This window comes from Microbacterium sp. RG1, assembly GCF_005347485.1.
Lineage (GTDB): Bacteria > Actinomycetota > Actinomycetes > Actinomycetales > Microbacteriaceae > Microbacterium > Microbacterium binotii_A.
The window spans coordinates 658,670-677,560 of sequence record NZ_CP034121.1; the positions used below are offsets into that span (position 1 = coordinate 658,670).

An 18,891-nucleotide genomic window follows, 5' to 3' on the forward strand; every position below is an offset into this window, starting at 1 on the left:
GTGTAACAGAGCCGACATGTGCTCCGGACAGGATGTCCTCATGCCTCTCGCTTCCTCGATCTCCGCCTCCCTGCCCGCCTGGCTCCTCGACGAGCTCGATTCGCTGCCGGAGGTTCTTCCCACCGCCGAGGAGCGGATGGATCTCGTCAACGCCCTCGCCGACCGCAACTGGCGCGAGGGGAGCGGTGGTCCCTTCGCGGCGATCGTCGTCGAGTCCGCGAGCGGGCGTCTCGTCTCCGCGGGGGTCAACGTGGTGCTGGCCTCGGGCCTGACCTCGATGCATGCCGAGGTGACGACGCTGAGCCTCGCGCAGACCGCACTCGGGCGCTGGGACCTGGGCGCGGACGGCGCCGAGCTCGAGCTCGTGGTCAATTGGCGCCCCTGCGTCATGTGCTACGGCGCCACCATGTGGAGCGGGGTGCGTTCCCTCGTGGTCGCCGGCGAAGGCCCTCTCCTGGAGGAGCTCACGGGCTTCGACGAGGGACCCGTCGTGGACGACTGGGCCGCCCAGTTCGAGCGGCGCGGCATCCGCGTGACCATCGGCATCCGTCATGACGAGGCCGTCGAGGTGTACCGGGCGTACGGGGCGAGCGACTCCGTCGTGTACAACGCTCGCGGCGCCGTCGACTGACCGTTGCGCGATCGTGACCGGCGACGGATCGCTCCGCCACGATACTGACCACATGAAGTTCAGCAGACTCGTGCTCGGTGCGGCCGTCGTGACCGTGTCCCTTCTGATGGCGGGATGCGCCGCCGCAGCGTCGTCGTCGCCGACCGGGGACTCGACACCGATCGGCGGCGACATCGTCGCGCCCGTGACCATCTCGGCCGGCGACCTCCAGGGGGCGAGCGTCGATCTTGTGGTGGGCCAGACGCTCAACATCAACACCGGCGACCTCGCGGTCGACAGCTACACCGGCGCCGTCGCGGACGCGGCCGTCGCCGAGTTCGTCGCGGGCAAGGACGACGGCAGCGCCACCTTCAACCCCGGCGTCCTGGCGTTGGCGGCGGGCACGACGAGCGTCACCATGACGAACAAGGACGGCGGAATCCAGCCCCTCGAGTTCACGGTGGTCGTCACGGCACGATGAGGCTGTGAACGAGGAGATCGATCCCGCCGTCTTCACCGAGCTGCTGACGACGGCGCGCCGCGACGCGTCGGCGCGCCTGATCGCGCGGGGCGAGGCGATCCGAGGTGTGCAGGAAGCCCGCAACGATCCCGCCGGCGCCGATGACGAACACGACCCCGAAGGTGCGACGCTCAGCGACGAGTGGTCGCGGCTGGAGGGACTGCGCCGTGCCGCGGACGCCGAGATCGGTGAGATCGACGACGCGCTGCGCCGGCTGGAGGACGGCGTCTTCGGAGTGTGCGCGTCGTGCGGCCGCGACATCCCGGTGGGGCGTCTTCTCGTGCGTCCGACCGCGACGCTGTGCGTGCCCTGCGCTGAGCGGGGCCGCTGAGCGTTCCTAGACGTCCTCGCGTTCGACGAGGCTGTGATGGATGCGGTGCAGATCCTCCAGCAGCGAGCCGATGAGCACCCAGTGCGCGGAGGGCGGCCGCGGGATCTGCAGCGGTGTGGTGAGCGCGGGCGGCTCGTCCGTCGGTGCAGACTCCGATCCGCGAGTGCGCTCCAGATCGTGCGCGGCGCGGCGCATCTGCTCCGCGAGGGCCCGCACCTGCGGATCCGTGACGATCTCGGGGGCGTAGTGGTCGTACACCGCGCGCGTCATTCCCGTGACCTGCGTGACGATCGGCGTGTAGAGGTCCAGACGGTCCTGGAGCTCTGCCAGCTCGGTGCGGTGACGCCGGCTGCGGGGATTGAGTGCGAGAGACTCCGCTCCGCCGCCGATCGCGCGCTCGGCCGCATCCCGCATGGGGCGCAGGAGCCGCGCCTCGACCATCAGGGCCTCCAGCTCGCCGGGGGAGCGTTGCGTCTCGAGTGCGTCGGCGAGACGGTCCAAGGATGCGGCGAGCTCTGCCGACAACCGGTCGGTCGCGTCGCGGGCCGGGGCGATCGCGACCGGCGGGACGATCGCGATGTTGACGACGAAGCCGATGGCCGCGCCCAGCAGGGTCTCCAGGATCCGATCGAGTGCGTAATCAGGGGTGGCCGGACCCAGCGAGAGCACGAGGATCGCGCTGATCGCGATCTGCGTGGATGCGGTGGGGGACAGGCGCAACGCCCAGGCGACCAGGAGCCCCGCGCACGCGGCGAGCAGCACGACCCATGTGCCGTTCCCGAAGGCGAGGCCGAGGGCGGAGGCGAGCAGGACACCGGCAATGACGCCGACGGATCGTTCGATCGCGCGGGTGAACGACTGGTTCAGGCTCGGTTGGACCACGAGGACGGCGGCGATCGCCGCGAACACCGGCGGCGGGCCCGGAATGAGCCACTGGGCGAGCAGCCATGCCGCCACGGTCGCGACGGCCGACTTGACGACCAGCAGAAGCGGTGCGCGCTGTGTCGCGCGCACTGTGACCGGGAGCGACAGCCGGGCCATCAGGGCTGGAGCGCGCGCAGCGACCGGGCGGCTTCCGCCGGCGGACACCCGAGATCGTGGGCGGTGAAGGTCAGGTCGTAGCCGCCGCTGCGCTCCCGCTGCGCCCGCAGGCTTTCGCGTGTGTGGCTGTTGTGTGCGCCGGTGAGAAGAGCCTCCGTCCTGCGCATCCGGATGCCGAGCTCCCCCTTGGCCGTGGTGGCGATCCGATCGACGTCACCCCACGGCGCCGCTCCCATGCGCGCGACGCGGATGCCGTCGGCATCCGCCCGCAGTACGGTGCCGTTGCGGAACTGGCCGATCAGGGAGAATCCGCCGCCCAGGCCGAAGATACCCACGACCGCGACGCCGAGCAGCAGGCTGGGTGTGTTGTCGATGTTGAGTGCGATGATGATCGCGCCCATGGCGGTGATCACAGCGCACAGGGCTGCGAGCACGAGCAGGCGACCGCGCGGTGTGACGAAGCGGATGGTGTCGGTGTCGGAGGCCACCCGTTCAGGGTACGGGGCGCCGCGCCGCATCATCGCGTCAGCAGCTCGTCCACACCGGTGCCCCCGATGGTGACCGTGACCCGCGTGCCCCACGGGTCGTTCGCCGTCACCGTGCGGCCGTCGTCGTCGAACGAGACGCTCGCGCGGCGCAGCCTGTCGGTCAGCGCGTCGAGCGCGGCGCGGTCGGGCACGGCCAGGGCCACCTCGCCGAGGCCGAGACTCGCCGCCCGGGGGCCTGCACCCGCGCTGTTCCAGGTGTTCATGGCGACGTGATGGTGGTACCCGCCGGCCGACGCGAACAGCGCGGTCGGAATGCCGGTGAAGGAGGGGGCGAAGCCGAGGGCCTCGACGTAGAAGCGACGTGCGGGGGCGATGTCACCCACCTGGAGGTGGACGTGTCCGACCCGGCCGGGTTCGGTGAAGACACGATCGAACCCGTCCTGCGTGAGGTGGGCGCGAAGGTACTCGTTGGGATCCAGGTAGACGGTGTCCATCTGCACCTCTCCGTCTACGTGACGCCAGAGGTCGCGCGACCGGTCGGTGTAGAGCTCGATGCCGTTGCCCTCGGGGTCCGTGAAGTAGAAGGCCTCGCTGACCAGATGATCGCTCGACCCCGTGAACCGGGCACGGCCGTCCTGCGCCGTCCGGTAGACGGTGGCAGCGAGGGTCGCGGCGTCGTCGAAGAGGAACGCGGTGTGGAAGAGCCCCGCGGAGCCGGGGGCCGCAAGGGGGAGATCCGGCGTATGCACGAGGCGCACCAGGGGAACACCGCCGCGCCCGAGCACGCGATGGACCTCTCGTCCGCGCGCGCGTTCCTCGATGGGCTCCAGCGCGATCGCGGATCCGTAGAAGCCCGTCATCTTCTCCAGATCGCCCACGCGCAGGGTCACTGCGTCCATCGAGGTCTCATCGGGCAGAAGCTCGCCGGTGGCGGGGTTTCGTGTGCTGTTCATGGTGCTCGTTCCTCGGATACTCATGGAGTGCAACGCCGGCTCGGCGGCGAATATTGCGTCGGATCGGCCCGCGGGCGAGGATCGTCGGATGGAGAACCAGCCCTGTCCGTGCGGGAGTGGGCGCTCCTTCGGTGAATGCTGCGGTCCCGCCTTGGCGGGCACACCTGCGCTGACCGCCGAGGCGCTCATGCGTTCGCGCTACACGGCGTTCGTCCGTGAGGACACGGACTATCTCGTCGACACGTGGCATCCCGGCACGCGACCGACGGAGCTGACCCTCGACCGTCACGTGCGCTGGCGCGGGCTGACGATCCTCGACACGGTCGGCGGCTCGCCGGACGACCGCAAGGGCACCGTGGAGTTCCGCGCCGCGTGGCGCGAGGGCGCATCCTCGGGCGTCCTGCACGAGCGCAGCCGGTTCGTGAAGCAGAGCGCCAGGTGGTGGTACCTCGACGGCGTGCTCGATCCACCCGGCCCCTCCTCGCAGAGCGGTACGTAGGCTGGGGACACGCTCACGACGCGACAGGACGGACCATGTCTCGCATCCTCATCATCGGTGGACACGGCAAGATCGCTCTCCTGCTGGCGCCTCTGCTCGCGGCACGGGGCGACGAGGTCACGTCGGTCGTGCGCAACCCCGATCATGTCGACGACGTCCACGCCGCGGGAGCGACCGCGCTGGTGCTGGACGTCGCCGCCGCGGACACCACGACGCTGTCCGACGCGCTCGCCGGTAACGACGCCGTCGTGTGGTCGGCGGGCGCCGGCGGAGGCGACGCGGCTCGCACCTATGCGGTCGATCGCGACGCCGCGATCCGCGCCATGGATGCGGCGGAGGTGTCTGGGGCGTCGCGCTTCGTGATGGTGTCGTGGATCGGCTCGTCGCCCGATCACGGCATCGATCCCTCCGACTCCTTCTTCCCCTACGCCGACGCGAAGCTGGCGGCCGACGAGCACCTGCGGCGCAGCTCCCTCGAGTGGACGGTGCTCGGCCCCGGAACCCTGACCTCCGACGATGCGACCGGCCGGATCACCACCGAGCCGACGGGTCGAGGAGAGATCTCCCGGGCCGACGTCGCCCAGGTGATCGCTGCAACGCTCGGGGACGCCGCCACGATCCATCGCACAATCCGCTTCGGCGCGGGCGCGACGCCGATCAGCGAGGCACTGAGCGCCTGAGGCGGAATGTGCCGCACCCCGCGGGCGTTGAGGACGGCATGACCGCATCCGATCCCGCCTTCGGCGTGCCCGTGGATGTCGTCGTGATCGGAGCCGGGCAGGCGGGTCTCTCGGCCGCCTACCACCTGCACCGTCGCGGATTCCGACCGCTCGATGCGCAGACGTCCGATGCGCGGACGTTCGTGGTGCTCGACGCCGAGTCCGCGCCGGGTGGAGCCTGGCAGCACCGATGGGAGTCGCTGCGCATGGCGACGGTCAACGGCATCCACGAGCTTCCCGGCTTCCCCGTCCCGCCGGCCGACCCCGCGGCGTCCAGCCGAGATGCCCTTCCGCCGTACTTCGCCGCCTACGAGCAGCGCTTCGATCTTCGGGTGCGCCGTCCCGTGCGGGTCCGGGCGGTCTCGCGTGACGGTGACCGACTGCGGGTCGAGACGGATGCGGGCACGTTCGCGGCGGGATACGTGATCAACGCGACGGGGACGTGGACGAGGCCGCACTGGCCGGCCGTGCCCGGGCGCGAGAGCTTCCGCGGCACGCAGCTGCACGTCCACGACTATGTCTCGGCCGAACGGTTCGCCGGCAAGCGCGTGGTGATCGTCGGGGCCGGTGTGTCGGGAGTGCAGCTTCTCGAGGAGATCTCGCGGGTGACCGACACGTTCTGGGTCACCCGGCGGGAGCCGGAGTGGCGTGACGACGAGTTCGACATCCCGGCGCGCGTCGCCGCGATCGCCGGCGTCGAGGAGCGCGTGCGGCAGGGACTGCCGGCCGGGAGCGTCATCTCGGTCACCGGGATGCACTGGACCCCGTGGGCGCGCGAAGCGCAACGACGCGGTGTGCTCGTGCGGCATCCGATGTTCCGTGCCATCGAACCAGACGGCGTACGGATGCCGGACGGCACCTTCGAGCGCGCCGACGTGATCCTCTGGGCGACGGGCTTCCGCCCGGCCCTCGATCACCTCGCGCCCCTCCGACTGCGAACGCCGGCCGGGGGCATCCGGGTCGAAGACTCACGCGCCCTCGATGAGCCGCGGCTGTTCCTCATCGGCTACGGGCCCTCGCAGTCGACGGTCGGCGCCAACCGTGCCGGTCGATCCGCCGTACGTCAGCTCGTGGCGGATGGTGTGCTCCCGGCGTCGGAGGTGGCGGTCGCCGTATGATCCGTTGCGCTGTGTGTCGCCGTGTGCCCTTCCCGAAACATGAAAGTCGTAGCGTCGACGTATGACCACTCCCGCACCCCTGTCGAACCCGCTCGACGAGAACGGCGCCGAACGCGACCGTTTCGCCGGCGCCTCGCTGTCGCCGGACGAGTTCAAGGCGCTGTTCCGCGGTCATCCCGGTGGCGTCGCAGTCATCACCGCCGAGGGACCGGATGGTCCGGTCGCGCTGACCGCCACCTCGGTGTCGTCGGTGAGCGCACAGCCGCCGTTGCTGATCTTCTCCGTCTCCGCCCTGTCGTCGGCGACCCCCGCGATCCTCGCCGCCGACACCGTCGTCGTCCACCTCCTCGACAGCGAGGACCTCGGTGTCGCCAAACTCGCATCGACCAGTGGTATCGACCGCTTCGCAGATCCGGAGAGCTGGAGCCGCCTCGTCACCGGGGAGCCCGTCTACAACGGCGTCCGGGCCTGGGTGCGCTGCGCCATCATCGAGCGCATGAATGCGGGAGGATCCACCGTCATCGCCGCCCACGCCCTGCAGTCGGGCATCAACCGGGACGTGGAGCCCGGCGAGCACGGCGATGCGCTGGTCTATCACAATCGCTCGTGGCACCGGCTCGGCGATCACTCGCGGATCGACTGACCCTCACACCGAAAAGACCCCCGCCTCCTCGGAGTGCGGGGGTCTTTTCGGTGTGGTCTGCTTACTCGGCGAGGTGGGCCGAGAGGAACCAGCGGTCCTTCTCGAGACCGGCCCGGATGCCGATGACGATGTCCTGGCTCGTGAGGTCGATCTCGTCCAGCCCGTCGATCGCCGTCTGCACGTCGACGATGATCGTGTCGATGTCGGCGACGACGTGGCGGATCATGTCGTCCCACTGCGTGAAGCCGGCGGGAACGGACGACGGGGCGACCTTGGCCGCGATCGTCGACAGGCGGGCGTCCACCGGCAGGCCCAGGGCGACGATGCGCTCGGCGGTCTCGTCAGCCCAGCCCTGTGCGTGCTCCACGACGGAGTCGAGAAGTTCGTGGATGGCGATGAAGTTCGCGCCGCGCACGTTCCAGTGCGCCTGCTTGCCGGTGACGGCGAGGGCCTGCAGGCCGAGGGTGACGGGGGTGAGGAACTGCGCGGCTCCGGCGGCGACGGTCGGGTCGGCAGCGCTGGCGGGGATGGTCTGGTTCTTCGTCATGACAAAGCCTTCCGTTTCGGGCAGTCGCATCTGCTGAATGAAACGCTAACGAGCCGGAGAAATTCCGCAAGCAAGATGAGGCTGGGCTCACACGATCGCAGATCGTGCCGTAGACGGGATTCCGGGGAACCTGCGGCTAACGTCGGAGGGTGCCAGCCTCAGATCCCGCCCGGACTCCGCAGAATCTGGACGAGCCGGCGCGCCTGCGCCGTCGCCAGCCGACCGGCGCATCGCCCGAGCACGCGGAACCCTCGCGCTTCATCCCCCACGTGCAGGGCCTGCGCGCCATCGCGGTGCTGCTGGTCGTGCTCTACCACTTCTGGCCGGGGCGCATCCCCGGGGGCTACGTCGGGGTCGACGTCTTCTTCGTGATCTCGGGGTTCCTGATCACGGGGCATCTGATGCGCGAGCTGACGGCGACCGGGACCGTGCGCCTGGCGCAGTTCTGGGCCCGGCGGGCTCGCCGCCTGCTACCGGCATCCCTCTTGGTCCTGCTCTTCTGCGCGATCGTGGCCGCATCCCCGTACCTCATGCCCATCTCGGGGCTGCAACGGGAGGTCAGCGAGATCATCGCGTCGACCTTCTACGTCGAGAACTGGTACCTCGCCATCGCGTCCGTCGACTACCTCGGCAACTCGGGGGAGGCGGCGATGGTGCAGCACTACTGGTCGCTCTCGCTCGAGGAGCAGTTCTATGTGCTCTGGCCGCTCATCATGCTTCTCGCGGCATGGATCGGGGTGCGATTCTTCGCCGGACGTCGCCGCCGCGCCATCCTGATCGCACTGGGAGCGGTGAGCGCCGCATCCCTCGTGTTCTGCGTCGTGCTGACCCTCAACGATCCGGCGCCGGCGTACTTCGTCACCTTCGCTCGGATGTGGGAGTTCGGCCTCGGTGCCATGGTCGCGCTCGTGCCGGCGCTGCGCGTGCGCAACGCGGCGGCGAGCTTCGTGCTCGGCTGGGCCGGCATCATCGCCCTCGTCTACACGGCTTTCCGCTTCGACTCCTCGACACCGTTCCCCGGCTACGCGGCCCTGCTGCCGGCGCTCGGCGCCGCCGCAGTGATCGCCGCGTCCAACTCCGCCCGATGGTGGTATCCGACTCGCATCCTGTCGATCGCGCCGATGCGCTTCACCGGTGACATCTCGTACTCGCTCTATCTGTGGCACTGGCCGCTGATCATCATCGCGCCCTCTGTGCCCTTCTGGGGATTGAGCATCTACCACCGCGTCGCGCTGCTGGCCATCTGCTTCGTGCTCGCCTGGCTCACCAAGCGGTTCGTCGAGGATCCGGCGCGCTCCTGGCGCTCACTCACCTCCCGGCGTCCCCGCGTGACCCTCTGGGCCTCGCTCGCAGCGATGGTGCTGGTCGCCGGCACCGCGGGCGGCGCGTGGGCGCTCAACGCACCCGCGTACCGAGACGGCGTGGCGCAGCTCGAGCAGCTGCGCAGTGACCCGCCTTCCTGCTTCGGTGCGCAGTCCGTCCTCGACCCTGACTGCCGGGACACGCCTGCATCCGACGTCATCCTCCCGGCGCCGGGATTCGCCGGGGTCGACAAGCCCGCCGATGAGCAGTGCTTCGTCCAGTTGAACGACGCGCGGCCCGTGAGCTGCACCTTCGGCTCCGACGCGCCCGATGCGCCCACGGTGGCGCTCATCGGCGACAGCCACGCGTTCCAGCTGCTGTCGACGTTCGAGCGGATGGCGGACGAGAACGGATGGCGCCTCGTGACCTTCTTCAAGGGTGCGTGCCCGTGGAACGACACCCCGTTGTCGACGCCGGGAGCGTTCGGTGCGGCGTGCTCGGCGTGGCGCACCGCGGTGGATCAGGCGCTCGTGGATGCGAAGCCGGACGTGGTGTTCACCTCCGCCCTCGCGACGACGCCGTACGCGTCGGCCGGTCACGATTCCTCGTACGACGCTGCCGTGGCCGGCTACCGCTCGGCGTGGTCGAAGCTGACGGATGCGGGCGTGCCGGTGATCATGGTCGTCGACAACCCGGTGTGGGAGACCGACCCGAACAAGTGCCTCCGCACCCGCGACGCTGCTGCGTGCGACGGCGCCAGGTCGGACGTGCTCGTCGCCAAGGATCCGCTGCGCGAGGCTGCGGAGGGCGCGCCGGGGGTCACGATGCTCGACTTCACGGACGTGTACTGCGACGACGCGACGTGCTTCCCGGTCGTGGGTGGCGCGGACGTCTACCGGGATCAGGACCACCTCACGGTGACCTTCGTCGACTCGCTCATGCCCCAGTACACCGAGGCGATCCGCGCCGCGCTGGACCGGGCCGCCGGTTAGGGTCGGGACATGACCGTCTCGGAATCCGCATCCGTGATCGCCCTCGGCGACATCGCGCCGGAGGTACCGGCATCCGCTTTCGTGGCCGCCGGTGCGCGCCTGATCGGCGGGGTGCGTCTGGGGGAGCACGCGAGCGTCTGGTACAACGCGGTGCTGCGCGCCGACGGCGACACGATCACGGTCGGGGCCCGCAGCAACGTGCAGGACTCGGTGAGCGTGCATGTCGACGGCGGGCATCCGGTGACCATCGGTGAGGACGTGTCGATCGGCCACAACGCCGTCGTGCACGGCTGCACGATCGGCGACGGAAGTCTGATCGGCATGGGCGCCGTCGTGCTCAACGGTGCACGGATCGGCGCCGGTTGCCTCGTGGCCGGTGGAGCGGTGGTGCTGGAGGGGGCGGAGATCCCCGACGGCTCCCTCGTGGCAGGCGTGCCCGGCAAGGTGCGGCGCTCGCTGACGGATGAGGAGCGCGCGGGTCTGGTGCGCAACGCTGCGGCCTACCTCGCCCACAGCGAGCGTCACGCCGCCGCCGACTGACGGCCTGTCCACAGCCGAGCCGCGCAGGCGCGGCGGCGGGCTGTGACTCCCTTAGCGTGGAACCCCCGGGTGTGCGCAAGGGTTCCGGCGGAGTTTCTTCTGCTCGGTTAGCGTGTGCCGGGTCCCCGCAGCATCTCGAGAATCAGGGCGTCATGGCAGAAGCGACACCGGCCGGTTGGTACCCCGATCCCGCGGGCGGCGGTGGGCGACGTTACTGGGACGGGACGTCCTGGACGTCGCACGTGAGCCCCGATGCCCCGGTGCAGCCCGCGGCCGCCGCGCCTGAGCCGGCCGCGCCCGCATCCGCGCCGGCTCACGCCGCACCCGCACCCGCATCCGCCCCGGCGCCGCGTCCGCCGCGCAAGCGCCGCAAGGGGCTCATCATCGGGCTCAGCGTGACCGGCGGTGTCGCGCTCATCGCCGTCGTGACGCTCGTTGTCGGGATGTTCACGTTCCTTCGTCCCATCGAGGGCGTGCCTGCGGCGCTGCACACCGATCTGTCGGAGCAGTACGACTACACCGACCCGATGCTGGATCTCGACCGTGATCACGAGTTCCACTTCGACGTGGACTACCTCCTCAGGGACGTCAACGCGGCGAACAGCCCGAAGACCGAGCAATCGGGGTACGAGGAGGGTCGTGCGGCGCCGGACTGGGCGTTCCAGGTGTATTACGACGCGGCGCTGACGCATGAGGCGGGCGCGACGGTCGTCCAGCCGGCGAGCTCGACGTCGTACCCGTCCGACGATCGCCGCATCCGCGTCGTTCCCAACGACTCGACCTACGCCCGCGCAGGGGACGGACAGCGGGACATCTCAGACACGGCGTCGTCGGAGTGGTCTCTGCACGACGAGTACTACCTCGTCCAGCGCGCCGACAAGGAGGGCAACCCTCTCGCGAAGCCGATCGTGACGATGTTCACGGTGAAGCGCGAAATGGCGACCCCCGTCGCAAGCCTCGGTACACCGACGGGCGACGGCAGTCTCGCCCTCGATTGGCAGGCCGTGGACGGCGCGACCGAGTACCTGATCGTCGCCTCCGAGGCGCAGGTGACCGGTCCGCGCAGCTACACGCTGCTCGGGTCGACGTCGGACACGACGTGGACCAGCACGTCGGTCGTGAAGGAGAGCGGCCTCCAGAACGAGCCCTGGCCCGAGCGTCAGAACGACGCACTGAAGGCGTACGAAGGATCGAGCGCGGACGAAGAGGGGGCCGGATACCTGCCCGGACCGAACTACGGCACGTCGGGGTGGGACTTCGGCGTCATCGCGACGGACGGGAAGCGCTTCTCGCCGTACCAGAGCTTCGACACGATCGGTCAGGGCGTCGGCGCGCTGCCCTACCAGATCGCCACCGCCACGCTGCGGGGCACGATCGGCACGTCGGTGCCGAGCGTGGCGGCTCTTCCCAAGACCATCCCGTTCACGTCGCTGGACGGTGCGACGCGCGCTGCCATCACCTACGTGGATGCGTCCCAGGCGCGCCCCTACCGCGAGTGGTACATGGTGCCGATGTTCGCTCGGGGGACGCAACTGGGCACGTGGACGTATGTGCCGCAGGCGGCGGTGACGGACTTGCAGGCGGAGGCGGATGCCTTCAACGCTGCCGCGCTGGCGGCAGCGCCGCCGACGGGGGCGGCGGGCTTCCAGCTGGTCTCGGCACCGGTCGATCCCAACATCGAGACGGTCGACACCTACCCCGATGTGGCGTATCCGGTGTTCGGCAGCACGGAGTTGACGCGGTTCATCGCGGCGCACCTGATCGCCGGGTCGAAGGCAGTGGACATCTCCGCGTTGACCTCCGCGCCGGGAGCCCCGCAGGGTGACGACGCGCTGGACGAGGCCCTCGCGCAGAACCCTTATGCGCTCGGTGTGAAGGGGGCGGGCGTCTACGACAACAAGACGCTCTATGTCACCTACGACAAGGACCACTCGGCGATCGAAGCGCAGCAGGCGGAGATCAAGACGGCTGTGGATGCGGCCGTCGCCGCGGCCACGACGCCGGAGATGTCCGCTCGGGACAAGGCAGTCGCGCTCAACGACTGGCTGACCGCTCACGCGGAGTACGACTATGTGGCGCTCGAGGCGAAGAACGCGACGGGGGCCGAGGTCATCCCCGACGGCTACGAGGACGCGTGGACAGCGGCGGGTGTGCTGCTCAAACAGGCCGGCGTGTGCGCGAGCTACGCCGACGCGTATCACCTGCTCATGCAGGCGGCGGATGTGGATTCCGTCGTCGTCACCGGCACGGTGTACTCCGCCGGTCGGCACGCCTGGAACAAGGTGAACATCGACGGGGCGTGGCTGGCCGTCGACTCCACGTGGAACGACTCGCCGGACGCCAACCGTTTCCTCCTCATCCCCGACTCGGGCTTCCAAGGCAACGCGGCGCGCTCCGAGGAGGCGAGCTGGATGGTGGATTCGCTCATCAGCTCGTACGCGACCACTCCGCAGTGATCACGTCTGAGAAAGGCGGCGGATCCGGCCCGTCATCCCCGGTGTCATCGAGGTGCTCGGGAAACTGCACAGGCGGCGGCGTCCCGCGCTCCGCGTGTTCACCGAACGAACCGACCGCGTGTCGGGCTGGGGCGACACGCCTGCGTCGCATCGGCAGGAGATCGCCGCTGAACAGGACGATTCGGCGCGAATCTTCCTGCGGAGAGACATTTCTCCTGCACAGCGGAGGTGTTCTGCATCGGAGGGAATGATGGTCCCCACCGCCCCTCCACCCGCAGCTGCGCCGCGCGCGGAGCCTCTGGCGGCGTGGGCCCAATCGAAGACGCAGGCTTCGCCTGCTTTCGATTCCCGTCACCACACGACATAAGCGTGAAGGCCCGGACGAGCCGGGCCTTCACGCTTATCGGAGGGGATGACGGGAATCGAACCCGCGTAATCAGTTTGGAAGACTGAGGCTCTACCATTGAGCTACATCCCCGGAGCGGCATCGGCCGCAACCTCAGCAAGCATAGCTGAGTTCTCAACGTCGATTCGACGCGCGGGCAGCGTCGGCTAGACTTCTCGGGGCCGAATCCGGTGCACGTTCGCGTGCCCGCCCGCCCGGGGCGTAGCTCAGCTTGGTAGAGCGCCCGCTTTGGGAGCGGGAGGCCGCAGGTTCAAATCCTGTCGCCCCGACACGGCCCCCAAGACCCCAGACCTTCAGCCACCGTGCGTTGGCGCGGAACAGAGGAGAACAACAGGCATGGTCACTAGCACCGTCGAGAAGCTGACCCCCACCCGGGTGAAGCTCGAGATCTCGGTCTCGCCCGAGGAGCTCAAGCCCTCGATCGCTCACGCGTACGAGCACATCGCTCAGGACGTCCAGATCCCCGGCTTCCGCAAGGGCAAGGTCCCGGCTCCGATCATCGACCAGCGCATCGGACGCGGCGCCGTGCTCGAGCACGCCGTCAACGAGGGCCTCGACGGGTTCTACCGCGCGGCTGTCGCCGAGCAGGGTCTGCGGGTCGTGGGCCGCCCCGAGGCCGACATCGTCGCCCTCCCCGAGGTCAGCGACTTCTCCGGTGACCTGAAGGTCACCGTCGAGGTCGACGTGCGTCCCGACTTCGACCTCCCCGCCTACGAGGGGCTCGAGATCACCGTCGACGCCGTGGCCACGGACGAGGCGGCCATCGACGCCGAGCTCGACAACCTCCGGGCCCGTTTCGGCACGCTCGTGACCGTCGAGCGTCCCGCCGCGAAGGGCGACTTCGTCGAGCTCGATCTCGTCGCCACCATCGACGGCAACGAGATCGATCGCGCCGAGGGCGTCTCCTACGAGGTCGGCTCCGGCGAGCTGCTCGAGGGCATCGACGAGGCCATCGAGTCCCTCACCGCCGGTGAGGACACCACCTTCCGTTCGAAGCTGGTCGGCGGCGACCACGCCGGCGAAGAGGCCGAGGTCTCCGTGAACGTCAAGGCCGTCAAGGAGCGCGAGCTGCCCGACGCCGACGATGACTTCGCCCAGATGGCGAGCGAGTTCGACACGATCGACGAGCTGCGCGCGAGCCTCTCCGAGCGCGTCGCCCAGCAGTCGAACTTCACGCAGGGCGCCGCCGCGCGCGACAAGCTCGTCGAGGTCCTGCTCGAGAAGGTCGACATCCCCGTGCCGCCGAAGCTCGTCGAGGACGAGGTCCACGCCCACCTCGAGGGCGAGGGTCGCCTCGAGGACGACGAGCACCGTGCCGAGGTCACCGAGGCGAGCGAGAAGCAGTTCCGCACGCAGGTGCTGCTCGACAAGATCGCCGAAGAGGCGAACGTGCAGGTCTCGCAGGACGAGCTGACCCAGTACCTGATCCAGTCGGCCGCGCAGTATGGCATGGCCCCGCAGGACTTCGTGAACGCGCTGCAGCAGGGCAACCAGCTGCCGGCGCTGATCGGTGAGGTCGCCCGCAACAAGGCCCTCGCGATCGCGCTCGGCCGCGTGAGCGTCGTCGACACCGACGGCAAGCCCGTCGACCTCACCGGCTTCATCGCCGTCGAGGACGAGCCGGCTGCTGAGGCCGACGTCGTCGAGGAGGCCGAGGAGATCGCCGACGCCGCCGCGGACGCCGAGGACGAGGCCGCCGCCGAGGAGGCCAAGCCCGCCAAGAAGGCCGCGGCCAAGAAGCCCGCCGCGAAGAAGGCTCCGGCCAAGAAGGCCGACGCCGAGTAAGTCACGCCGGCACGAAGGGCGGATGCGCGAGCATCCGCCCTTCGTCGTCTCGGAGGAGAACAACCATGACCGACTGGCAGAGCCGCGTCGATGCCGTATGGGAAGACGAGTCGCTCAGCGACGAGGCCCGGATCGGCGAGATCGAGCGTCTGTCGACGGAGCGCGGTGCCGGAGACGCCATCGCCCTGTTCGAGCGGGCCGGAGCCTACGACTCCGCGGGCCGCGAGCAGGAGGCCGAACCTCTGTATCGGGCGGCGCTCGAGGCGGGACTCGACCCCGAGCGGCGCACCCAGGCCGTCATCCAGCTCGCGAGCACCATCCGCAACCTCGGCAAGATCGACGAGAGCCTCTCGCTGCTCGAGACGGAGTACCGCACCGTCGAATTGGGCGGGATGAGGGATGCGGCGGCGGCCTTCTATGCACTCGCGCTGGCGTCGTCGCATCGGGAGCGCGAGGGTCTCGCCATCGTCCTCGAGGCGCTGGCTCCGCACCTTCCGCGCTACCAGCGATCGGTGCGCGGATACGCCGCCGAACTCGTTCATGCGCCGGAGCGTATGCCGACGGCGAACACGGGCGAGGCCTCTGAACCGCGCCGGTAGATTCGTTCTCACGATCACCGAACAGGAGTGAACATGGCCGACCCCCTTGTCGCGACAAGCGTCTTCGACAGGCTGCTGAAGGACCGCATCATCTGGCTCGGATCCGAGGTGCGGGATGAGAACGCCAACGAGATCTGCGCGAAGATCCTGCTGCTCGCCGCCGAGGATTCGCAGAAGGACATCTACCTCTACATCAACTCGCCCGGTGGCTCGATCACGGCCGGTATGGCCATCTACGACACCATGCAGTTCGTGCCCAACGACATCGTCACCGTCGGCATCGGCATGGCGGCCTCGATGGGCCAGCTCCTGCTGACCGCGGGCACCAAGGGCAAGCGCTACATCACGCCGAACGCCCGCGTGCTGCTCCACCAGCCGCACGGCGGATTCGGCGGTACCGCCAGCGACATCCAGACCCAGGCTCAGCTCATCGTGTCGATGAAGAACCGCCTGGCGGAGATCACCGCGGCGCAGACGGGCAAGTCCGTCGAGCAGATCAACGAGGACGGCGACCGTGACCGCTGGTTCACGGCCGACGAAGCGCTCGAGTACGGTTTCGTCGACCACATCCGCGAGTCCGCGACCGACGTCGTCGGCGGCGGCGGCACGGCGAACTGACGAGCGACGGCGAGAAGAGAGAACCCGAATGAACATTCCCACTTTCGGCGCCGCGGCCCACACGCCGCAGGGACTGCAGATGCCGTCGAGCCGCTACGTGCTGCCTCAGTTCGAGGAGCGCACGGCCTACGGCTACAAGCGCCAGGACCCGTACAACAAGCTGTTCGAGGATCGCGTCATCTTCCTGGGCGTCCAGGTCGACGACGCCTCCGCGGATGACGTGATGGCACAGCTGCTCGTGCTCGAGTCCCAGGACCCCGACCGCGACATCATCATGTACATCAACTCGCCCGGCGGCTCGTTCACGGCCATGACCGCGATCTACGACACCATGCAGTACGTCTCGCCGCAGATCCAGACGGTCGTGCTCGGTCAGGCTGCGTCGGCCGCGGCCGTGCTGCTCGCCGCCGGCGCACCCGGCAAGCGTCTGGCACTGCCCAACGCACGCATCCTCATCCACCAGCCCGCGATGGGAGAGGCCGGTCACGGCCAGGCCTCCGACATCGAGATCCAGGCGGCGGAGATCCTCCGCATGCGCACCTGGCTCGAGGAGACCCTCGCGAAGCACTCGCACCGCACCAAGGAGGAGGTCAACCGCGACATCGACCGCGACAAGATCCTCTCCGCCGAGACCGCCGTCGAGTACGGCCTCGTCGACCAGGTGCTGACCACGCGCAAGCGCACGCCCGCCGCTCTCACGAGCTGACATCGTGCGGCAGACGACGCCCCGGTCCGAGCGAGGACCGGGGCGTCGTACCGTCTGCACACATCCTGACGCGCAATACGACCGTTGTCCCCGACTCCGGTTAGGCTCGATGTACCGCGCAGCTATCCGGGGGGGAAGAGAGGCATCATGGCACGAATCGGTGAGAGCGCCGACCTGTTCAAGTGCTCCTTCTGCGGCAAGAGCCAGAAGCAGGTGCAGCAGCTCATCGCGGGGCCTGGTGTGTACATCTGCGACGAATGCGTCGAGCTGTGCAACGAGATCATCGAAGAGCGCATGGCCGAGCAGACCTCCGGCGAGGTCGCCGAGTTCGATCTGCCCAAGCCGCGCGAGATCTTCTCTTTCCTGGAGGACTACGTCGTCGGACAGGAGCAGGCCAAGCGCGCGCTGTCCGTCGCGGTCTACAACCACTACAAGCGCGTGCGCGCGCAGAGCACGATCATCTCCGCCGACCAGCGTGCCGACGAGGTCGACATCGCCAAGAGCAACATCCTCATGCTCGGCCCGACCGGCTGCGGCAAGACCTATCTCGCCCAGACGCTCGCCAAGCGTCTCAACGTGCCCTTCGCCGTCGCCGATGCCACCGCGCTGACGGAGGCGGGCTACGTCGGCGAAGACGTCGAGAACATCCTGCTCAAGCTTCTGCAGGCCGCCGACTTCGACACGAAGCGGGCCGAGACCGGCATCATCTACATCGACGAGGTCGACAAGATCGCCCGCAAGGCCGAGAATCCCTCGATCACGCGTGACGTGTCGGGCGAAGGCGTGCAGCAGGCGCTCCTGAAGATCTTGGAGGGCACGGTCGCCTCGGTGCCGCCGCAGGGCGGCCGCAAGCACCCGCACCAGGAGTTCATCCAGATCGACACGACGAACGTGCTGTTCATCGTGGCGGGTGCGTTCGCAGGTCTCGAAGAGATCATCTCCGCGCGCGTGGGCAAGCACGGCGTCGGCTTCGGCGCTCCGCTGCAGCGCAAGGACGACGCCCCCGACCTCTTCAGTGAGGTGCTGCCCGAAGACCTGCACAAGTTCGGTCTCATCCCCGAGTTCATCGGCCGCCTTCCCGTCGTCGCTGCGGTCTCACCGCTCGACCGCGAGGCGCTCATGGAGATCCTCACGGAGCCGAAGAACGCCCTCGTGAAGCAGTACCAGCGCATGTTCGAGCTGGACGACGTGGAGCTCGACTTCGAACGCGATGCGCTCGAGGCGATCGCGGAGCTGGCCGTCTCGCGCAAGACCGGTGCGCGCGGACTCCGTGCGATCCTCGAAGACGTGCTGGGTCCGATCATGTTCGAGATCCCGTCCAGCGAGGACGTCGCGAAGGTCGTCGTCACCCGTGCCGCCGTCGAAGAGGGCGCCGCGCCCACATTGGTGCTGCGCCAGAAGCGCAAGACCGCCTGACCCGCGTGCGCGGTTTGGGCCGGCCGTGAACGGCGTCTCCGGTCGCGGCCGGGATGCCCGGGTCCGTCCGCTGCGGTGGAACGGTCTGCCCGGACGCGCCGTGCGGTTCCTGATCGAGACGGATGCCGCCTCTGCGCTCGAGGTGGCGCGGTGCGACCTCGAGGCGCAAGGCTTCGCCGCCGGAGACGGCGGATTCGGGGAGCGGGTGGCGCTGTCCGGCTCCGAGTGGATCGCGCACGACCTCTACCTCGGGGATGTGGGGATCTCGCGCAAGCGCGGTGTGCTCACCTGGCTCCTGGAGGACACGGGACTGGAGTTGCTCGTCCCCTTCCGACGGCCCGCGACGCCGACGCTGATCGTGGCGTGCGCCCGGCCGATGCAAGGGGGTGCGGAGCTCGTCATCGCTTCGCACGTGTCCGTGCGGGGTGCGTCCGTGAGCAACGACGCTGCGCCCCTGCTTCATGCCGCGTGGAACATGCTCGAGGAACACTTCCGTGCGGACGGCGTCTTCCTCTCGCGCGACAAGCTCTGGCGGATCGAGAACGACGGCTCGCCCGCATCCCAGAGGGTCGTGCGCGACCTGCTCGGGTGGCGCTGAGGTC

General features: G+C 69.1%; 20 protein-coding genes and 2 tRNA genes. 17 read left to right on the forward strand and 5 right to left on the reverse strand.

What is annotated here, in order from left to right:
- Window positions 1-40: 40 nt before the first annotated feature.
- From EHF32_RS03085 to EHF32_RS03095, 3 genes are read left to right on the forward strand one after another with little or no spacing between them, the layout of a single operon-like run.
- The gene (locus EHF32_RS03085) at window positions 41-631 is read left to right on the forward strand and encodes a nucleoside deaminase (protein WP_137416764.1); all 591 of its coding nucleotides are present in this window, start codon (window positions 41-43) and stop codon (window positions 629-631) included.
- Between the two features lie 52 nt (window positions 632-683).
- Entirely contained in the window at window positions 684-1,091 is a 408-nt protein-coding gene (locus EHF32_RS03090) for a hypothetical protein (RefSeq protein ID WP_137416765.1), read from the forward strand.
- A gap of 4 nt (window positions 1,092-1,095) precedes the next feature.
- Window positions 1,096-1,461: a TraR/DksA family transcriptional regulator gene (locus EHF32_RS03095; protein ID WP_137416766.1), complete on the forward strand. Its 366-nt coding sequence runs from the start codon at window positions 1,096-1,098 to the stop codon at window positions 1,459-1,461.
- 6 nt (window positions 1,462-1,467) lie between these two features.
- Here EHF32_RS03095 and EHF32_RS03100 read toward each other — a convergent pair whose 3' ends face one another.
- Genes EHF32_RS03100 through EHF32_RS03110 form a run of 3 tightly spaced genes read right to left on the reverse strand, consistent with a single transcriptional unit; the run spans window position 1,468 to window position 3,943 of the window.
- Entirely contained in the window at window positions 1,468-2,550 is a 1,083-nt protein-coding gene (locus tag EHF32_RS03100; RefSeq protein ID WP_337678152.1) for an FUSC family protein, read from the reverse strand.
- Entirely contained in the window at window positions 2,502-2,990 is a 489-nt protein-coding gene (locus EHF32_RS03105; protein ID WP_137416767.1) for a hypothetical protein, read from the reverse strand. The genes EHF32_RS03100 and EHF32_RS03105 overlap by 49 nt, the downstream gene beginning before the upstream one ends.
- 29 nt (window positions 2,991-3,019) lie before the next feature.
- Complete coding sequence (locus EHF32_RS03110; protein ID WP_137416768.1) at window positions 3,020-3,943, reverse strand: VOC family protein; 924 nt, start codon at window positions 3,941-3,943, stop codon at window positions 3,020-3,022.
- A gap of 88 nt (window positions 3,944-4,031) precedes the next feature.
- Between EHF32_RS03110 and EHF32_RS03115 the strand changes: the two genes are divergently transcribed.
- The 4 genes from EHF32_RS03115 (at window position 4,032) to EHF32_RS03130 (ending at window position 6,922) form a co-directional block, all read left to right on the forward strand.
- Window positions 4,032-4,442, forward strand: a complete 411-nt coding sequence (locus tag EHF32_RS03115) for a YchJ family protein (RefSeq protein ID WP_137416769.1) — start codon at window positions 4,032-4,034, stop codon at window positions 4,440-4,442.
- A 35-nt stretch (window positions 4,443-4,477) separates the two neighbouring features.
- Complete coding sequence (locus EHF32_RS03120; protein WP_137416770.1) at window positions 4,478-5,122, forward strand: SDR family oxidoreductase; 645 nt, start codon at window positions 4,478-4,480, stop codon at window positions 5,120-5,122.
- 38 nt (window positions 5,123-5,160) lie between these two features.
- Window positions 5,161-6,279, forward strand: coding sequence for an NAD(P)-binding domain-containing protein (locus tag EHF32_RS03125; protein WP_137416771.1), 1,119 nt, complete (start codon window positions 5,161-5,163; stop codon window positions 6,277-6,279).
- 61 nt (window positions 6,280-6,340) lie between these two features.
- Window positions 6,341-6,922 carry a flavin reductase family protein gene (locus EHF32_RS03130; protein ID WP_137416772.1) on the forward strand — a complete coding sequence of 194 codons (582 nt, stop codon included), beginning with the start codon at window positions 6,341-6,343 and terminating at the stop codon, window positions 6,920-6,922.
- A 61-nt stretch (window positions 6,923-6,983) separates the two neighbouring features.
- Here the strand turns inward: EHF32_RS03130 and EHF32_RS03135 are convergent, their stop codons facing one another.
- Window positions 6,984-7,469 carry a Dps family protein gene (locus EHF32_RS03135; RefSeq protein ID WP_137416773.1) on the reverse strand — a complete coding sequence of 162 codons (486 nt, stop codon included), beginning with the start codon at window positions 7,467-7,469 and terminating at the stop codon, window positions 6,984-6,986.
- A gap of 149 nt (window positions 7,470-7,618) precedes the next feature.
- Between EHF32_RS03135 and EHF32_RS03140 the strand changes: the two genes are divergently transcribed.
- From EHF32_RS03140 to EHF32_RS03150, 3 genes are all read left to right on the forward strand, one after another.
- The gene (locus tag EHF32_RS03140; protein WP_137416774.1) at window positions 7,619-9,763 is read left to right on the forward strand and encodes an acyltransferase family protein; all 2,145 of its coding nucleotides are present in this window, start codon (window positions 7,619-7,621) and stop codon (window positions 9,761-9,763) included.
- A 9-nt stretch (window positions 9,764-9,772) separates the two neighbouring features.
- Complete coding sequence (locus EHF32_RS03145) at window positions 9,773-10,303, forward strand: gamma carbonic anhydrase family protein (protein WP_137416775.1); 531 nt, start codon at window positions 9,773-9,775, stop codon at window positions 10,301-10,303.
- 152 nt (window positions 10,304-10,455) lie between these two features.
- A complete protein-coding gene (locus tag EHF32_RS03150; RefSeq protein WP_137416776.1) occupies window positions 10,456-12,759 on the forward strand; it encodes a DUF2510 domain-containing protein in 2,304 nt (767 codons plus the stop codon).
- Between the two features lie 407 nt (window positions 12,760-13,166).
- Here the strand turns inward: EHF32_RS03150 and EHF32_RS03155 are convergent.
- Window positions 13,167-13,237, reverse strand: a tRNA-Gly gene (locus tag EHF32_RS03155).
- A 123-nt stretch (window positions 13,238-13,360) separates the two neighbouring features.
- Here EHF32_RS03155 and EHF32_RS03160 point away from each other — a divergent pair.
- The 7 genes from EHF32_RS03160 to EHF32_RS03190 all read left to right on the forward strand — a co-directional run bounded on the left by EHF32_RS03160 (window position 13,361) and on the right by EHF32_RS03190 (window position 18,887).
- Window positions 13,361-13,434: transfer RNA gene (locus EHF32_RS03160), tRNA-Pro, on the forward strand.
- Between the two features lie 67 nt (window positions 13,435-13,501).
- The gene (tig, locus tag EHF32_RS03165) at window positions 13,502-14,950 is read left to right on the forward strand and encodes a trigger factor (protein ID WP_137416777.1); all 1,449 of its coding nucleotides are present in this window, start codon (window positions 13,502-13,504) and stop codon (window positions 14,948-14,950) included.
- A gap of 65 nt (window positions 14,951-15,015) precedes the next feature.
- Window positions 15,016-15,549: a tetratricopeptide repeat protein gene (locus tag EHF32_RS03170; RefSeq protein ID WP_137416778.1), complete on the forward strand. Its 534-nt coding sequence runs from the start codon at window positions 15,016-15,018 to the stop codon at window positions 15,547-15,549.
- A gap of 33 nt (window positions 15,550-15,582) precedes the next feature.
- A complete protein-coding gene (locus EHF32_RS03175; RefSeq protein ID WP_137416779.1) occupies window positions 15,583-16,167 on the forward strand; it encodes an ATP-dependent Clp protease proteolytic subunit in 585 nt (194 codons plus the stop codon).
- Window positions 16,168-16,195: 28 nt separating this feature from the next.
- Complete coding sequence (locus EHF32_RS03180; protein WP_137416780.1) at window positions 16,196-16,873, forward strand: ATP-dependent Clp protease proteolytic subunit; 678 nt, start codon at window positions 16,196-16,198, stop codon at window positions 16,871-16,873.
- Between the two features lie 147 nt (window positions 16,874-17,020).
- The gene (gene clpX / locus EHF32_RS03185; protein ID WP_137416781.1) at window positions 17,021-18,289 is read left to right on the forward strand and encodes an ATP-dependent Clp protease ATP-binding subunit ClpX; all 1,269 of its coding nucleotides are present in this window, start codon (window positions 17,021-17,023) and stop codon (window positions 18,287-18,289) included.
- 25 nt (window positions 18,290-18,314) lie between these two features.
- Window positions 18,315-18,887, forward strand: coding sequence for a hypothetical protein (locus EHF32_RS03190; protein ID WP_137416782.1), 573 nt, complete (start codon window positions 18,315-18,317; stop codon window positions 18,885-18,887).
- Window positions 18,888-18,891 lie beyond the last annotated feature (4 nt).

Excerpts from the sequence above, each read along its gene's own strand:
- EHF32_RS03090 (WP_137416765.1), top strand. The coding sequence starts at position 684 with ATGAAGTTCAGCAGACTCGTGCTCGGTGCGGCCGTCGTGACCGTGTCC.
- EHF32_RS03175 (WP_137416779.1), top strand. The coding sequence starts at position 15,583 with ATGGCCGACCCCCTTGTCGCGACAAGCGTCTTCGACAGGCTGCTGAAG.
- EHF32_RS03115 (WP_137416769.1), top strand. The coding sequence starts at position 4,032 with ATGGAGAACCAGCCCTGTCCGTGCGGGAGTGGGCGCTCCTTCGGTGAA.
- EHF32_RS03180 (WP_137416780.1), top strand. The coding sequence starts at position 16,196 with ATGAACATTCCCACTTTCGGCGCCGCGGCCCACACGCCGCAGGGACTG.
- EHF32_RS03130 (WP_137416772.1), top strand. The coding sequence starts at position 6,341 with ATGACCACTCCCGCACCCCTGTCGAACCCGCTCGACGAGAACGGCGCC.
- EHF32_RS03125 (WP_137416771.1), top strand. The coding sequence starts at position 5,161 with ATGACCGCATCCGATCCCGCCTTCGGCGTGCCCGTGGATGTCGTCGTG.
- EHF32_RS03120 (WP_137416770.1), top strand. The coding sequence starts at position 4,478 with ATGTCTCGCATCCTCATCATCGGTGGACACGGCAAGATCGCTCTCCTG.
- EHF32_RS03170 (WP_137416778.1), top strand. The coding sequence starts at position 15,016 with ATGACCGACTGGCAGAGCCGCGTCGATGCCGTATGGGAAGACGAGTCG.
- tig (WP_137416777.1), top strand. The coding sequence starts at position 13,502 with ATGGTCACTAGCACCGTCGAGAAGCTGACCCCCACCCGGGTGAAGCTC.
- clpX (WP_137416781.1), top strand. The coding sequence starts at position 17,021 with ATGGCACGAATCGGTGAGAGCGCCGACCTGTTCAAGTGCTCCTTCTGC.
- EHF32_RS03150 (WP_137416776.1), top strand. The coding sequence starts at position 10,456 with ATGGCAGAAGCGACACCGGCCGGTTGGTACCCCGATCCCGCGGGCGGC.
- EHF32_RS03145 (WP_137416775.1), top strand. The coding sequence starts at position 9,773 with ATGACCGTCTCGGAATCCGCATCCGTGATCGCCCTCGGCGACATCGCG.
- EHF32_RS03135 (WP_137416773.1), bottom strand. The coding sequence starts at position 7,469 with ATGACGAAGAACCAGACCATCCCCGCCAGCGCTGCCGACCCGACCGTC.
- EHF32_RS03110 (WP_137416768.1), bottom strand. The coding sequence starts at position 3,943 with ATGAACAGCACACGAAACCCCGCCACCGGCGAGCTTCTGCCCGATGAG.
- EHF32_RS03085 (WP_137416764.1), top strand. The coding sequence starts at position 41 with ATGCCTCTCGCTTCCTCGATCTCCGCCTCCCTGCCCGCCTGGCTCCTC.